The following is a 15,499-nucleotide window of genomic DNA, read 5'->3' as shown; positions in this document are numbered from 1 at the left end:
TCCCAGCCAATTAAAAGCTGAATGCCAGCGAAGTAGTTAAGGCGATATTATGCCCCAATGCTTTGTTGTCATTGTTGACAAAAATATCGTCCTTTCTATTTAGGCTCCTGATTTCCGCACGCCACATTAAATTGCTTAAAATATTATAATCCACATTTGCCGAGAATCCCCACGTTTTAAAACCATTGGGTGTATTTGTAGCGATGATGACGCCATTTTTATCATCATAATACTCGGCCCTCACACCTATACTGGTTTTGGACGTAGCCGCATATTTTAAGATCAAAGCAGACGTATACCAGGTATTAAAATTTGATGATCCTTTGGTTTTTTGCTCAGCCCCTATATCAAAACCCAATGTAGCGGCCCATTTGTCGCTTAATTGAAAAATGCCGTAAAAATCATGGAAGTAACGCATTTTCCTTACACTGTCCGGTTTGTCATTCCCAATAAAGGTGCTGCTGTTCAGTGTTATTTTTGATGATGGTTTAAAAGTAACCTGTGTGCCAAAGGCTGGGGTGGTATTACCATCAACTCTTTGAATGCGCTGCCAGCCATTCAGTATCATTGCGCTTAAATACCATTTTTCGCTTTTAGAGGTATAGCTCAATCTTGCCCCAGTTTCAAAATATGGGGAGTTCTCGGCAGCCAAACTGCGACTAAGCGTAGGATTGTCAATTCCTTTAGCGCTTTCCCATCCAATATGCGAGGGCAATACACCGGCGTCTATCCAAAGATTATTTTTAGAAGACAGCCTGACACCAATATTGGCCTCATAGATATTTTTAAGCAAACCAGGCTCTGCTGAGTAGTTAGCATTCATATACGTACCGGTGGCAAACGTAAAATTCCCCCGCACTTTATCCGAACTGTAAGCAGCCTTAATGTAACCCAGGTTTAAATTAACCTCGTTGTTCCTGGTAAAATTGTATAGAAATGGCGGCATGGTATTATTGAGCGGCCTGTTAAAGTCATAATTGTAATACGTTTCCACGTAACCGCTTATGGAGATAGGAGAAGTTTTTGTTTCCTGTGCCATTGCGCCTGTACCTATTAATAATATTATTCCTGTTATAAGTTTTTTCATTCGTTTTTTTTGTCTTAGTTCTTTGCTTTCAACTGGTCTAATGCCAGGTTTAATTTTAATACATTCACTTTGGCCGGGCCAAACAGGCCCAGCAATGGCTTTTCGGTAGCGGCATCAACAATATTGTTGATCCTCTCGGCCGAAATACCGCGTATATGGGCTATACGGGCAACCTGTACCTTCGCACCGGCAGGTGACAAGTCGGGATCAAGCCCGCTACCCGAAGCGGTAACCAGTTCGGCAGGGATTTCTGCACGGCTAACACCGGGATTATGCTTCATAAAATCCTGGATGCGTTTTTCCACGTCTTTTAAATAGTCGGGATTTGATGGCCCTTTGTTAGAACCGCCTGAGCCGTCGGCGTGATAATCAACGGCTGAAGGACGCGACCAGAAGTATTCGTCTTTGGTGAATTTTTGGCCAATATTGGCATAACCAACCGTACGGCCTTTATATTGGATAGTTTGGCCATCACCATGCCCAGGGGTTAGTTTTCCTACTGCTGCAATTGCCAGTGGGTAGATACCTGCCAGAATAACCAGCAGGATAACGGTCAGCTTTAATGAGGGCAATAAATATGTTTTCATCTTTTTAATTATTAATGTTTGAGATCGAGATTTGAGTGTGAGTGCCGGAGCAGGTTATGAGACAGTTTTTTGTCAATTGTCCCGCACTCACACCCGCACCTCCATTTATAAAAATATTCCTACCGCCAGGTCAATCAGTTTAATACCAATAAACGGGATTAGAATACCGCCCAGGCCATAAATCAGCAGATTGCGGCGTAATAAGGCGCTGGCACCAATAGGCTTGTATTCCACACCACGCAAAGCCAATGGGATCAGCAACGGAATAATAATCGCGTTAAAGATCACAGCTGATAGTATAGCCGACTGCGGGCTGTGCAGGTCCATGATGTTCAATGCTTTTAAAGCTGGTATCGATACCATGAATAAAGCCGGAACAATAGCGAAGTATTTAGCTACATCATTAGCTATACTAAAAGTGGTTAGCGTACCGCGGGTCATCAATAATTGCTTACCTATCTCCACAATCTCGATCAGTTTGGTCGGGTCATTATCCAAATCAACCATATTGCCTGCCTCCTTGGCCGCCTGCGTTCCGCTGTTCATGGCCACGCCTACATCCGCCTGGGCCAGTGCAGGAGCATCATTGGTGCCGTCGCCCATCATGGCAACCAGTTTACCGCCTTGCTGTTCTGCTTTGATGTAGTTCATTTTATCTTCGGGCTTAGCCTCGGCAATAAAATCATCGACGCCGGCCTTTTCAGCTATAAATTTGGCGGTGAGTGGATTGTCTCCAGTAACCATTACGGTTTTAACACCCATTTTGCGCAGGCGTTCAAAGCGTTCGGCTATACCCGGTTTAATAATATCCTGTAGTTCAATCACGCCCATGATCTTTTCATTTTGCGATACCACCAGCGGTGTACCACCATTTGAAGAGATCTTTTTAACGTTATCCTCTACCTCGGCAGGGAACGGATGACCAGCTTTAAGCGCCATGTTACGGATAGAATCAAATGCGCCTTTACGGATCCGTAAACCTTCGGGTGTATCTAAACCGCTTGAACGGGTTTCGGCAGTGAACTTGATAAATGTGGCACCATTGGGAGCAACCACTTTAGGCATACTTTTGTCCTCCCCTGCCAGTTCAACAATTGATTTACCTTCGGGGGTTTCATCAGCCAGTGAACTTAAAGTACAGGCAGCGATAAAATTTTCACGTGTTACTCCGGTAGCGGGATAAAAGTTGGTTGCTTTACGGTTACCGATGGTGATGGTACCTGTTTTATCCAATAACAAGGTATCAAGGTCACCAGCAGTTTCAACAGCCTTACCCGATTTGGTGATTACGTTGGCACGCAAAGCCCTGTCCATACCGGCAATACCAATGGCTGATAAAAGGCCACCGATAGTAGTCGGGATTAGGCAAACAAACAGGGAGATAAATGCGGCAATGGTGATTGGCGTATTGGCATAGTCTGCAAAAGGTTTAAGCGTAACACATACGATCACAAAGATCAATGTAAACCCTGCCAGCAAAATGGTTAAGGCTATCTCGTTGGGTGTTTTCTGACGTGAGGCCCCTTCAACTAGCGCAATCATCTTATCTAAGAAGCTTTCGCCGGGTTGGGTGGTTACCATTACCTTGATCCGGTCAGATAACACTTTGGTGCCGCCGGTTACTGATGATTTATCACCACCTGATTCACGGATCACCGGGGCTGATTCACCTGTAATAGCCGATTCATCGATGGTGGCAATACCTTCTATGATCTCGCCATCGGTCGGGATATTATCACCCGTTTCACAGACAAATACATCCCCTTTTTTTAATTGGGACGACATCACTTTTTGCTCCTTCCCGTTAACCAACAAACGTGCAGGTGTTTCCTCGCGGGTTTTGCGCAAACTTTCTGCCTGAGCCTTACCTCGGGCCTCGGCAATGGCCTCGGCAAAATTGGCAAATAGCACGGTGAGCAACAGGATAATAAAAACAGTGAAGTTATAGCCAAAACTACCCTGGCCTTTATTGGTAAAAGAATAGATGCTAACGATAAGCATTACAAAGGTGCCAATCTCCACAGTAAACATAACCGGATTACGGATCAATTGGCGGGGATCAAGTTTGATAAATGATTGCTTTAAAGCCTCCGTCATCTGGTCGCCCTGGAATAATGTATTTTGAGTTCTCATGATTATATTTTTATAGGCCAGCCCCACCCAAACCCTCCCCGGAAGGGAGGGCTTTAAAAGTCTCCCCTTCCGGGGGAGATTTAGAGGGGGCTGTCTGTTTATTTTAAAGAAAAATGTTCAGCAATAGGGCCTAATGCCAAGGCCGGGAAAAATGATAATGCAGCTACAATCAGGATCACCGCAAATACCATGATACCAAAGGTGGATGTGTCGCTTTTAAGCGTTCCGGCAGATTCTGGTATAAACTTTTTATTGGCCAGGATACCTGCAATAGCAACCGGACCGATGATCGGTAAAAAACGGCCAAGCAGAAGCACAAAACCTGCACTGACATTCCAGAATACATTATTATCGCCTAAACCCTCAAAACCCGAACCGTTATTAGCGGCGGAAGAAGTATACTGATAAAGCATTTCTGAAAAGCCATGATAACCAGGATTATTTAGCCAGGAAGATGGTTTAACCGCCCAATCGGCATTGGGCATGTGCACCAGTACATAGGATGATACCGCTGTACCAACCAGGATAATAAAAGGATGCAGCAAGGCGATGATAGATGCGATCTTCATTTCACGGGCTTCAATCTTTCGCCCAAAAAACTCAGGGGTTCGCCCAACCATCAACCCGGATATGAATACCGCAATAACTATAAAGATGTAAAAGTTCAGTATGCCCACACCGCAGCCTCCATAGAAACAATTGGTCATCATCGCCATCATCATCATAAACCCGGATACCGGCATGGCGCTATCATGCATCGAGTTAACTGACCCGGTAGATATAATCGTGGTTACGATGTTCCAGTAGGCCGTATTAGCAGGGCCGAACCGCACTTCCTTACCTTCCATAGCCCCGGTCGGCTGGCTTATCCCCATCTTAGCTATAGCCGGGCTGCCGCTAATCTCCGCATTCATTGTAGGAATAAGCAACATGAGCATACCCAGTGTCATCACCCCAAACATTACATAGGCGAATTTCTTCTTGTTCAGATAGAAACCTAAAGCAAATACCAGGGCTATTGGAATAATAACCTGTGCAACCAGTTCAGTTGTGTTGGTTAGGTAATTAGGGTTTTCGAGTGGATGAGCTGAGTTTGCCCCGAACCATCCACCACCATTGGTGCCAATATGTTTAATAGCGATCATGGCTGCTGCCGGACCTCTTGATACATGCGCAGTATCACCCTGAAGCGTTATAAAGGAATCTTTACCCTTGTAACTGGTAGGTGTACCGTTAAAAGCCAGTATGATGGCCGTTACAACCGATAATGGTAGTAATATGCGGGTGATAGATTTAACAAAAAAGTCCCAGAAATTACCTAGTTTGTCGGTTACCTTATCCCGGAATGCCTTGAATAAAACAAACAGCGCAGCAATGCCTGTAGCAGCAGAAACGAATTGCAGGAACATGATCACAAAGTGCTGCGTAAAATAAGTAGCCCCACTTTCGCCCGAATAATCCTGTAGGTTACAGTTTACTAAAAAGCTGATCGCGGTATTAAACGCTAGATCTGGCGTTTGATTGGGATTTCCATCAGGGTTTAAAGGTAAATGTGCCTGGAACAAAAGGCAGAAAAAAGCATAGAATAGCCATACGCTGTTAATGGTTAGTAAAGCAAACATATGCTGCTTCCAGTTCATTTCTTTTTTAGTATCAATACCGCTGAAACGAAAAATGAAACGTTCAAGGGGAGCCATGAAATCCAGCCAGGTTTTATCGCCACGGAACATCCGGGCTATGTAAACTCCAAGCGGAATGGCTATGGCAAGAGTAAGCAGGTAAGTAAATATTACTCCTGTAAGTTCAGTGTTCATAGTTTTTAGTAATTAGAATTTTTCGGGTTTAAGTAGCACATAGATCATGTAGACAAACACGGCTATGGCGACGATGAATAATGCAGTCATAGAGATTAGATTTTTTCGAAGTAATTAATAGATTTGAAAAACAGCCAGAAAAATGCCAGGCCAAGCAGCACATAGATTACGGGTATCATTATTTTATTATTTATTTAGTGGTGCAGGAAAAATTTGAATTTCAGGTAGCAGATATAGACCAGGGAGAGGGTCACCAGCCAGGCGAAAACGATGATCACGATATCTTTAAAGTTGAATTTGACTTTTTCTGCAGGGCCTTCGGTGGTTTGTTTCTCAGGGTGGTATATTTGTTTTTGCATGTTTGATATTTTCTGATTCGTGCCAGAAAGCCAAAACAAGAGCCAAAAACAAGCGGGCAACAACTATCTATCTTAAATAGTTAATATGCAGATATTTACAATAAAACATCACGAACCCGATGAAGAGATAGAATTTCTAAAAGTCCATCATTTTGAGAGAGTACATCAAAATTAAACAGTTAAAGGTGGTTAGGTCACTTTGAAATATTCTTTTTTACCAATAAGTATAAACACACCATATTTATCGTTTGAACAACGAACTGCACAAGCCGGGTAAAATGTAAAGAGCAGATTTAAGCTAAAAACAAATATAACGCTCACTCTGTATCCTGATGTTGTTCAAAACATCAATGATAACGTGTTCAAAAAATCCGCCGTGTCAATTTATTTGAACACTTTTCAAAAGAAAAAACACACTTATTATTTACTTTTATCACCCAAATCCCCCTCAACATATTCCCCCAAAATCCGCTCTACAACCATCGGGAAGCCATAAATATGTTCAAATACTTTTCCGCTCTTGTTACTTAAGGAATGCTAAACGTTGCTTTCGAACAATCTTAATATGAGCGAAAAAAATATGTGAAAAAACTTATAATTTTCCCCTATCACAACTACGATTCTTAGACAAAAAACAGATCAATTACATTCAGATACTTTATGTTAAATTTGATTATTTAGAGCTGTGGTGAGTCTGCGTGAAGGCAGCTGGATCAGGGTAAAAGGCGATGTTATAACAACAGAAGACCTGTTTGATTCCCGAATATTTGAACAAGGTAAGGCCCATTATGAAATAAGTCCTAGTACAATGTTATATTTTAATGACTAATAATAAGTCAGGAGGACAGCATCAGATCTTTTATAATTGACGATCTATAGTAGTTAATTTCTTCAAATCCTCCATAAAAAAGTTCAAAACTGCGGTTGAACACTCACCTTAAGGAAACACGCAATTGATACGCGTTTCCTTTTTTTACACTTAAAAACAAAATATACAAATATTAATTAGCGCAGTATTTGTAACGCACCTATCTTAGTGGTAATACTACCAGTTTTGGTGTGATAAATACGGAACCAGTTGATGGCATTCAAATCTGGCATTCCACCCGTTGTACCTGCACTGGCGAATGTTTTGGTGATCAGATTCCAGCCGTTATTGAGTGGGCCGATATCCCAGTTATACTCGTTAACGTCATTGGTTCCTCCGCTGCCCAGCTCAACCTGGTTGTTAGCACCTAACTGGCTTACGTCAGATGCATAATACCAAAACCTGATAGAACCATTAACTGCTGTAGCACCAGTATTTACCGGGGTAAATACTTTTTGAAAATCAAGTGTGCTATTCCCAGCTGCCTGTAATGAACCGCTGCCTTCTTTTTTATCCGAGATATTTAAACTCAAAGTATTGCCTGATACCCAGCCACTGATGGCATCGCAATGGTCAAGATATACGGGAGCGGGTGGTGTGCCACCGGTTAAATATGGCGCTATAAGAGGCTTCAACAAATTAGCCACTTTAATATGGCCGTCTACACTGGGATGTACACCTGAGTTTCCGGTATAGTCGGCAGTATTGGGAGTTAACCAGCCATTAGTATCAATATAATGCAGCTTGGCATCGCCCGCCACTATCCGCGCGTTTACAGCAGCCAGCGTTGGTGCTGCCTTAACTCCCATCAGGGTACGCATCACAAATATTTCGGCGTTGGGGAACTTTGCGCGCACATTAGCTAAAAAGGATATGTAATCGGTTTGAAAGGTATCGTCTGGCACACTGGTACTGTTATCATTCTGTCCGAGGTTAATTACAATTATCTTCGGCGTGTACACGCTAAAATCCCATGCGGGTGAATTTGCATTGGCCAGTGAACGTGCCTTAAAATACTGTAGGTCCATGCCCGTTTTATCTGTATTGAGACCAAAACCATTCACCAGCGCAATACCAGGATAGGCTATTTGTGTATGTTCTGCACCCAAAGCTTCGGCACAAACCCAGGCGTAATCAGATACATTTGCCTGAGGATCGGTATAACCCGCAGTAATAGAATCACCGATATATTCTATTAAATCGGTACCGGTTGATGGCGCACTGGTTACCTCCCCGGCATCCAGTATCAGCCCCTCAAAGTTAAATACATAGCTGTAATCTTTACCCTGCGCTATGCTTAGCGTGTGTGTACCTGTTGCCAATGGCGTTGGCGTTAAGTTAATGGTTCCACTGGCGCCTATATAGCTAACCCAGGGGCCATTGTCAATCCGTGCATAATAGTTAGTAGTATTACCTACTTTAACCTTCACGGTAGTACCTGTAAAATTCACTTTAATATAAGCGCCTCCCCAATAGCTTATATATTGCGTGGTATTGCTAAAATCCCAACGACCAAAATATTTAATATTAGTATCACCTAATGAGCCATTAGCGGGCACTGCATTAAAAGATAAATCTTTTGTTGCCGATACACCTTGTGATAAAGCCAGGTCTTTTTTTGCGCAGCTCATGCACAAGTAGCCTATTGCCACAAGAAGGGTAAGTATTATTTTTTTCATTTTTGAATAGGTTTCATAAGCAGGAAGAACCGTTCCCAGCTCTTCCTGAATTATATTTTATTGCTGAACCATTAATGTATAACTGTTAAGGCATCAACCCGGGTAGTAATGCTGGCTGTTTTGGTATGATAAATACGAAACCAGTTGATAGCGCTCAAATTAGGTGTCCCCCCTGTTACAGTTGCTGTATTGAACGATTTGGTGATCAAATTCCAGCCGTTTACCAGCGTACCGATGTTCCAGTTGTACTCATTTACATCTGCCGCACCACCGCTGCCCAGCTCTATCTGGTTATTGGTACCAAACTGGCTGGCATCAGACACATAGTACCAGAATTGAATAGAACCATTAGCCGCGGTTGCTCCCGTATTAACTGCGGTGAAATTCTTCTTAAACTCATCTGTGCCACTGCCAACTGACTGTAAAGCTCCGGTTCCCTCCTGTTTGTCTGTTGTGTTTACCGAAAGCGTGTTACTGGATGTCCAACCGGTAGTGGTATCACAATGATCAAGAAATACGGTGACAGGTGTACTGCCGACTACAAATGGTGTAGGATGTGTAAAAGTAAGCGGTATCTGCCCTTTGATCATCTTGCCGCCATCATTGGTAAGCCGCAAATAATAGTCTGATGATACATGCACACCATCTGCATCAAGCGTTAAAAAATATTGATTGGTAGGTATCATCGAGGCATCCTCGGCAGCTTTGGCTATAGCTGTGGCCTCATCATACTCATCAAACATACCTACATACACATTGCCTATGCCCTGGTTGCGAATATTGGCAAACTGCTCCCACATCAGATCGCCATGCTGGCGGGGGATCTGATTTTGTGCACCGCCGTTCCAATTCGACCACGAAAAGCCCGGGAATACTTCTGCTTGATAATCTATACCGTTCGAGTTGCAATAGGCAAAATCTGCACTAAGCGTAGGTACATAGGAATCGGCTCCGGCAACATCGCCAAAAGAGCCGGTAACCCAGGGCATGATCATATTGGCCAGGTTAAAGGCGGGTAGATTGGCAGTTTGTGACCGCCAGTTGCGCGGACCGCCGATAATAACATAACAGCCCAGGTTTTTAAAGTAGTTGATCACGTCGGTATAAGAATTCACATCGCCCGGGCGACCGGATACGCCAAAACCCCATATACAAATAACGGGCTTACCATTTTGCATGGCATAGGCCGATGATGAGGTGAGATGCAGCGACCCCACAATGTCATTAGTCCAGTCTGTTTTTATTTCAGATTGAAAATTAGTCCAGCCAGAAATATCATACATCACATAAAATTTGCGCCCGTAAGTTTGAGCGGCATTCATGACCCGGCTGGCAATACCATCCAATTGTGCGTTGCCCTTTCCAAAGCGCTGCAGGGCGGCACAATCAATACCATATTGCTGCATCCATGAAAAGTGTGTATTTACCGTTTGCACATCCCAGGGCGAAAACAACTTAGCCGGTTGCCCGTTGCCTAAACTGGCATATCCGGTTTGGTAGGAGTTGGTATACTCCCGCATATCGGGCCAAAGCTCAAAGGTTTGGTGCCCGGGCGAGGGTGCCGCTCCGCCGGCATTACCTGCCCAGTGTACCCAATGGTTATTAGGCGATCCATCTCCCGTGGTCGAAAACCAGCCTTGGTAGCCTACCACCAGTTTACCTACAACATCGCCCGGAGGCGAACCCTGGGTATTCAATTTACCTTTCCCAGCGGCATTGAGTGTATCGGCAGGCATGTTTTTTTTGGTACAACTAACGGACACTCCCATCATGACCGCGAGGCATAAAATGTTCATTTTTCTCATTTGGTTTGTATTTATAGGTTAGTAAATGCAAAAGAATATCAATTGGCAATGAAAACACAGCACAGCCTAAATAGCAGAACCACTACCGATCAAGCACATAGCAAACCACCATCCTCACGACGGGGAGTAGAACAAACACGATTAATTAAATAAAGATTAGCACATGCTATTGATATATTAAATAAACAGCACGATAATAATTGGTTATAAACACTAATTTCTTTTAAAACATTAATCAATACTTAAAAAAAGATTAACAGATCATATTTTTTTGATAAATATTATAATATTAATATAAGTTATTTCAAACAGCTACTATCCATCTACCGGGTCAAATCAAGCAGCATATTGACCAATAACTTGCCGGCAATGGGGTCGGTAATGGCTTTATCGAGTCTGATTTCCGATAGCAACATCGCTCCCAGAGCATCGCTAATTTTAACAATAGGGAAACCTTTGATCTTATCAAGCGTATTCATCCGTTCATTAACCTCACCAGAGAGGTAGCCGTGTATTTTGATGAACGATGCCAGCGCCTCCACATGCACGTCGCGATTAATGCGATAAGCTCCCGATATTACCGATGGACTTTCGCGCAGATTATTGTTGAAGTAACGTATTTCCAAAGGCTCAATACCATCAAATACAGGAGACTCGGGAATATCCATATTGGCGATCTCTCCCTTTTCTTTAAGCACACTGCGGATATACTTGGGATATAAAATATGCGCTACATCGCCAGAGCCGGATAGTAAAACTTTCCCTGCGCTGTGAATCAAATTTCTGATTTGTTCAAAATCAGAAGTTGTTGTGTTTAGTGAATCAAGCCCGGAGAGCACATAAACATCTGCTTTTTGTTTTAGCAGTTCAGCGAGTGTGGGCGATTTTGTGTATTGGATGCCCAGGTAGTTCAACGCGGTGGTTATTTGATTACCGGCATCAAATACTGCTATTTTTTTGCTTGCCAGCTTAGCTACTTGTAAGCTGGGCGTTGCTACCAGTAACACTTCATAACTGTTTGCAGAAACAGCTTTCCCATTGACTATCAATTGCAGCTGCAACCGGGCATTCTGCTTTTGCTGCGGTATATTTTCAGGGATATTGATCTGTGGCTCTATCCAATGACGGGCGTAATGGTCAACCTGTGGTACAGCTATATATCCACTTGCCAGCACAACATCTTTATCACCTGTGAGCTTCCATTTCAGCATTGATGCAGGTAGTGCATCACCGTTTTCCTGATCATTGATAACGCAGAAACGTACAGCTAGCTTAGTACCCGCGTAAAAGTGACGCCCCCAAAGTTCAGCTGATACCAGTACAGGCTGCAGGGCTTTTTGCATATCGTAATATACCGGGAAGGGCTTGATATGATCATGCTGATAAACATTGGTAAACCAGGTGATCAGTGCAAAATGCAATATTCCGGCAGAGCGGTCGTCGCTGCGGCGCAAGGCTTCGGCCAGTTCTTTGGTGATAAAGGCCTGCGGCTTCATAAAATAAGCAGGATCACTATATTCATAAGTGAATTTACCAGCCAGTGACTCGGGATTTTGATGAACGTAATTATAAAAACGGGTGGCATGGCCTGTTTCATCGGTATAACCGGTTGACATTTCTTGGCTGATGAGCGGGCGGCCGTTATTTTTATACTTTTGCTGCCACTCTCCTTTAAAGTAGTCAAACATAGAGTAGTCGTACCAATTGAGGTAGGCATGCTGATCGTCGATATCGCCATCATCAATATCTTTATAAAAATCGTCACCAAAACGTTTGGTATTGCGGCGATAGTTTGAGTCGAACACAATAGGACGTGTAGGGTCAATCTGCCGCATATGTTTAACCACATCAGAGATGATCTTCATTTTAACCTTTGCGCGCTCCGTATCGGGATCATTATCATAAAACTTCATCTCATTATTTACGGTCCAGATGAGCAATGAAGGATGGTTGCGATACTTTTTTAACAGGTCATAAAATTCCTGTTTCCAAAGATCGATGAGATTTTGTGAAGGCATACTGCTGCTCAGAAACAACCACGACCAGGTGCCTTCATAACTTACACCGATGCCGTTTTTATCAAAAGCATCCATCCAGGTTTCGGTACCGGGTACGGTGTGCGTACGGGTAACCATCATATTACCCTTGTTCATCAATTTGGTAAAAGTATCTGCAAGCAGGGAATCATTAGGTGCCAGCCCCAATGGGGTTTGATTAGCGCCGCGCAGCCAATAACACTTGCCATTAAGGTATAAATAATCCCCCTCGGCCTTAAACGTCCGGAAACCCGAACGGATAGTTTTGGAATCAGTTGCACCGCCGTCAGTCGTCGTCAATTTAAAATTAAAATCATAAAGATCAGGATGTTCCGGCGACCAGATCCTGGGCTGCAAGCCTGTTATTGCCGCTGTGAACGTTCGTTCTTCGCCGGGTTTAAGCTGCTGTTTGTCAAGTATCGTATGGTTATATAATGCATCTTTTGGTCGTACGCCATCTATATCCGCGGAGATTGAAAACGCCACCTCCTTATCGGTATAATTTTTCACCGTAATATCCACATCGGCACCAGTGAGATTGGGTTTAATAAACACATCCTGTATACGTACGGGGTCGGTAATAATGAGTGATACCGGCTGCCAGATGCCTGCCGGGTCATCGTCAAAAAAGCCATGCGCCAAGTCCTTCATCATTTTCTGGGTAACGGGAACGGTAACGGCAACATCCATCACCTTATCGGCATCTTTAATATCTTTTATATAATCCCGCACTACTTTTACCGCCAACAGGTTTTTGCCAGGTTTAAACAATCCTGTACCATCTACCTCAAAATTGCCGAACATGCCGATATGATTTCCCGCCTTATGACCATTAATATATACTTCGGCCACTTTGGATACAGCGTCAAATGAAAGCTGCAGGTTTTTGGCGCCGATATTGTTTGGCAGATTGATCCATTGACGATACCAGCCCACGCTTGTTTTTTTATAATCAAAAGTATAGGCTTCACAGCGCGCTGTTTCTTTCTGATAGTAGTTATCGGCTACACCCTTGCTGCCATTATTATATTTTTCGCCATGCAGCCAAACACGTATGGGGTTCCAGAAATTGGGCACGGTTAATACATGCCAATCCTTGTCGCTTTCCTCTGGCATTATGGCTTTAGCCTGCCCGGTAATTTCATATCCCGGCGAAAACAGCCATTGGCCATTCAGGGAAATAAGGATACGACCGGTTGCCAACGGCGCAACAGAAACCGGCTTATAAGTGCTTCGCTGTTGTTTGCGCAAAGCTTGTTTATCTTTTACGGCTACAGCATATTCCTGTATACGGATATTTTGCAATTGATCTTCTTGCAGTGGTTTGATAACCAGATCATCAAATTGGTTAGTGATCCAGCTGCCACCTAAGGTTATCCGGCCTTGTGGCGACAGGTAGGCAAGCGTATCCGTAATATCGATATGCGGCAAATTTTCATTATTTAAAAACACCCTGATGCGGCTGCCGCTTACTTGTACCCTAAAGTTATACCATTTGCCCGGTTCAGGATGAAAATCCAATCGACGCAGGGCCAGGAAATCATCACTGCCCATAAAACCCAGCCGGGCCAGGTAAATATCCTGCTGAATGCCACCTTTAAGCATCAGTATATAGCGGTCATCGCGATTGCCAGCCCTGAAACCGGCACATATCTGAACTTGTTTGGCGGTATCAGGCACCCTGGCCCTGAAACTGATCTCATAATTCTTCCAACTAGCATCGCCAAAACTCAGGTACGCATCTTTGGTAGTTAATACCCCATCCGCAATACGGCTCTCACCACGACCTGTTTTTTGATATTGATGATCAGGGTTTTCAAAACTTTCAGTTAGGGTATTATCCTGTGCATATAAACTGCTGCCGGTAAAACCAAACAGCATTAGTGTGCTTAAAGCTTTTGTAAGTACATTCATTAGGTAGAGATATCAATGTTATTGCACCACTTCGGGTGCGGTAAATAACAGGAGCAGCCCCCGCTACTCCTGTTTTATTTAATTCAATTTAAAAGCCTGCCGCGTAATATCCAGATAGGTGTTGCCATAGGCCTGCGTAGGCTCAATTTGCGAATCGACCGAGAAATTATTGAAAGAGTCGACAAAGATGAGCCTGCTTTTGGAGGCGTTTCGTTTGGCCACATTGGTAAACGTCTTATACCAGCTGCCATCGGCAGTGCGTTGAACACTAAGCTGGTTGGTTGTTGGGTTATTGATCTGGTAATTGTAACCGGCCATTACGCAGGGTACAAACTCCATATTCCAGGCTTCGATGGTCTTTTTCCAGTAGGCCCAGTTCTGATCGGTATATTGCGGAAAATTCCAGTAACGGTCGTTATCTCCAGCCACATCGCCCATGTTGGCTTCGTACATGGCATCGGTACAGTTTTGGAAACGATAATAATAACGCTCTGGCGGCGACCATCGGTTTTGCATCCCCACTATATACAAGTCAAAACCCATCGCAGACAAATTAGCCCGCAACTGTTTATACAGAGCCACATTATCTTTGGAGTTCAGATCCTGCGCGTTGTTAATGATCAGCAGGTATTTGCCGTTAACCTTCTGATAATTGGCTTTACCCAGGAAAAAAGCCAGTCTTTTAAAATCGTTATAAAATGCCGCCAGTTTTACCGGATCCGTTTCAACAGTTACGCCATTGCCTGTAGTTCCACCCGAGTTGGTGATGCCCAACAAACCCGTATTGAGGTTATAGGAAAGCGCGAAGTTTATGCCTGCACTGTTTGGCGCATTCAAAAACGCGTTCACCGTGGTTGAATCAACCAGGTAGTTTTTGTTATCCAGCGTAGGTGAACGTACCGAAAATATGAAGTAATCAATTTTAGCGATACCAGCATCGGCAATGTGTTGCTGCATTATCCCGGCAGGCGGCAAACCATTGGTATAACCGTATTTACCCACCGTTGGTATTTGCGTAACATTGGCATTAAGCGTTGTAAAGGTGTAATAAAATGCGCCTACGGTATAATTGGAAGTTACAGGAACATCGGGTATCTGATAATTCAGAAAATTATCTTTTACAGTTGGGTCATTTTTTTTACAGGATAAAAGCCCTGCCGACATTAACAATACCAACAGGCTGTAGCGATATATATGTTTCTTTTTCATGTTGCTGT

The 15,499-nt window shown here is 43.5% G+C and carries 10 protein-coding genes; all 10 read right to left on the bottom strand.

What is annotated here, in order from left to right:
* Nucleotides 1-10 precede the first annotated feature (10 nt).
* Complete coding sequence (locus BW976_RS16700; RefSeq protein WP_076374465.1) at nucleotides 11-1,087, bottom strand: porin; 1,077 nt, start codon at nucleotides 1,085-1,087, stop codon at nucleotides 11-13.
* 14 nt (nucleotides 1,088-1,101) lie between these two features.
* A complete protein-coding gene (locus BW976_RS16695; RefSeq protein WP_076374463.1) occupies nucleotides 1,102-1,674 on the bottom strand; it encodes a K(+)-transporting ATPase subunit C in 573 nt (190 codons plus the stop codon).
* A gap of 105 nt (nucleotides 1,675-1,779) precedes the next feature.
* On the bottom strand, nucleotides 1,780-3,807 hold the full coding sequence (kdpB, locus tag BW976_RS16690; protein WP_076374549.1) for a potassium-transporting ATPase subunit KdpB: 2,028 nt from the start codon (nucleotides 3,805-3,807) through the stop codon (nucleotides 1,780-1,782).
* Nucleotides 3,808-3,905: 98 nt separating this feature from the next.
* Nucleotides 3,906-5,621, bottom strand: a complete 1,716-nt coding sequence (gene kdpA, locus BW976_RS16685) for a potassium-transporting ATPase subunit KdpA (protein WP_076374461.1) — start codon at nucleotides 5,619-5,621, stop codon at nucleotides 3,906-3,908.
* A gap of 12 nt (nucleotides 5,622-5,633) precedes the next feature.
* A complete protein-coding gene (locus BW976_RS30055; protein ID WP_076374547.1) occupies nucleotides 5,634-5,711 on the bottom strand; it encodes a potassium-transporting ATPase subunit F in 78 nt (25 codons plus the stop codon).
* Between the two features lie 104 nt (nucleotides 5,712-5,815).
* On the bottom strand, nucleotides 5,816-5,980 hold the full coding sequence (locus BW976_RS29440; RefSeq protein WP_175614124.1) for a hypothetical protein: 165 nt from the start codon (nucleotides 5,978-5,980) through the stop codon (nucleotides 5,816-5,818).
* A gap of 1,005 nt (nucleotides 5,981-6,985) precedes the next feature.
* Nucleotides 6,986-8,527: an SGNH/GDSL hydrolase family protein gene (locus BW976_RS16675; protein ID WP_084192229.1), complete on the bottom strand. Its 1,542-nt coding sequence runs from the start codon at nucleotides 8,525-8,527 to the stop codon at nucleotides 6,986-6,988.
* Nucleotides 8,528-8,598: 71 nt separating this feature from the next.
* Nucleotides 8,599-10,332, bottom strand: coding sequence for a glycoside hydrolase family 99 protein (locus tag BW976_RS30130; protein WP_175614123.1), 1,734 nt, complete (start codon nucleotides 10,330-10,332; stop codon nucleotides 8,599-8,601).
* A 323-nt stretch (nucleotides 10,333-10,655) separates the two neighbouring features.
* On the bottom strand, nucleotides 10,656-14,282 hold the full coding sequence (locus BW976_RS16665; RefSeq protein ID WP_076374455.1) for a glycoside hydrolase family 2 protein: 3,627 nt from the start codon (nucleotides 14,280-14,282) through the stop codon (nucleotides 10,656-10,658).
* A 78-nt stretch (nucleotides 14,283-14,360) separates the two neighbouring features.
* Nucleotides 14,361-15,491, bottom strand: coding sequence for a glycoside hydrolase family 99-like domain-containing protein (locus BW976_RS16660; protein WP_076374453.1), 1,131 nt, complete (start codon nucleotides 15,489-15,491; stop codon nucleotides 14,361-14,363).
* Nucleotides 15,492-15,499 lie beyond the last annotated feature (8 nt).

The organism is Mucilaginibacter lappiensis (assembly GCF_900155965.1).
Taxonomy (GTDB): Bacteria; Bacteroidota; Bacteroidia; order Sphingobacteriales; family Sphingobacteriaceae; genus Mucilaginibacter; species Mucilaginibacter lappiensis.
The sequence above is the reverse complement of the archived record's forward strand: the minus strand, read 5'-3'. Positions and strand labels throughout refer to the sequence as shown.

What these genes read in the sequence shown, in the direction of transcription:
- BW976_RS16700 (WP_076374465.1), bottom strand. Translation starts at nt 1,087, where the DNA reads ATGAAAAAACTTATAACAGGAATAATATTATTAATAGGTACAGGCGCA.
- BW976_RS16695 (WP_076374463.1), bottom strand. Translation starts at nt 1,674, where the DNA reads ATGAAAACATATTTATTGCCCTCATTAAAGCTGACCGTTATCCTGCTG.
- kdpB (WP_076374549.1), bottom strand. Translation starts at nt 3,807, where the DNA reads ATGAGAACTCAAAATACATTATTCCAGGGCGACCAGATGACGGAGGCT.
- kdpA (WP_076374461.1), bottom strand. Translation starts at nt 5,621, where the DNA reads ATGAACACTGAACTTACAGGAGTAATATTTACTTACCTGCTTACTCTT.
- BW976_RS30055 (WP_076374547.1), bottom strand. Translation starts at nt 5,711, where the DNA reads ATGACTGCATTATTCATCGTCGCCATAGCCGTGTTTGTCTACATGATC.
- BW976_RS29440 (WP_175614124.1), bottom strand. Translation starts at nt 5,980, where the DNA reads ATGCAAAAACAAATATACCACCCTGAGAAACAAACCACCGAAGGCCCT.
- BW976_RS16675 (WP_084192229.1), bottom strand. Translation starts at nt 8,527, where the DNA reads ATGAAAAAAATAATACTTACCCTTCTTGTGGCAATAGGCTACTTGTGC.
- BW976_RS30130 (WP_175614123.1), bottom strand. Translation starts at nt 10,332, where the DNA reads ATGAGAAAAATGAACATTTTATGCCTCGCGGTCATGATGGGAGTGTCC.
- BW976_RS16665 (WP_076374455.1), bottom strand. Translation starts at nt 14,282, where the DNA reads ATGAATGTACTTACAAAAGCTTTAAGCACACTAATGCTGTTTGGTTTT.
- BW976_RS16660 (WP_076374453.1), bottom strand. Translation starts at nt 15,491, where the DNA reads ATGAAAAAGAAACATATATATCGCTACAGCCTGTTGGTATTGTTAATG.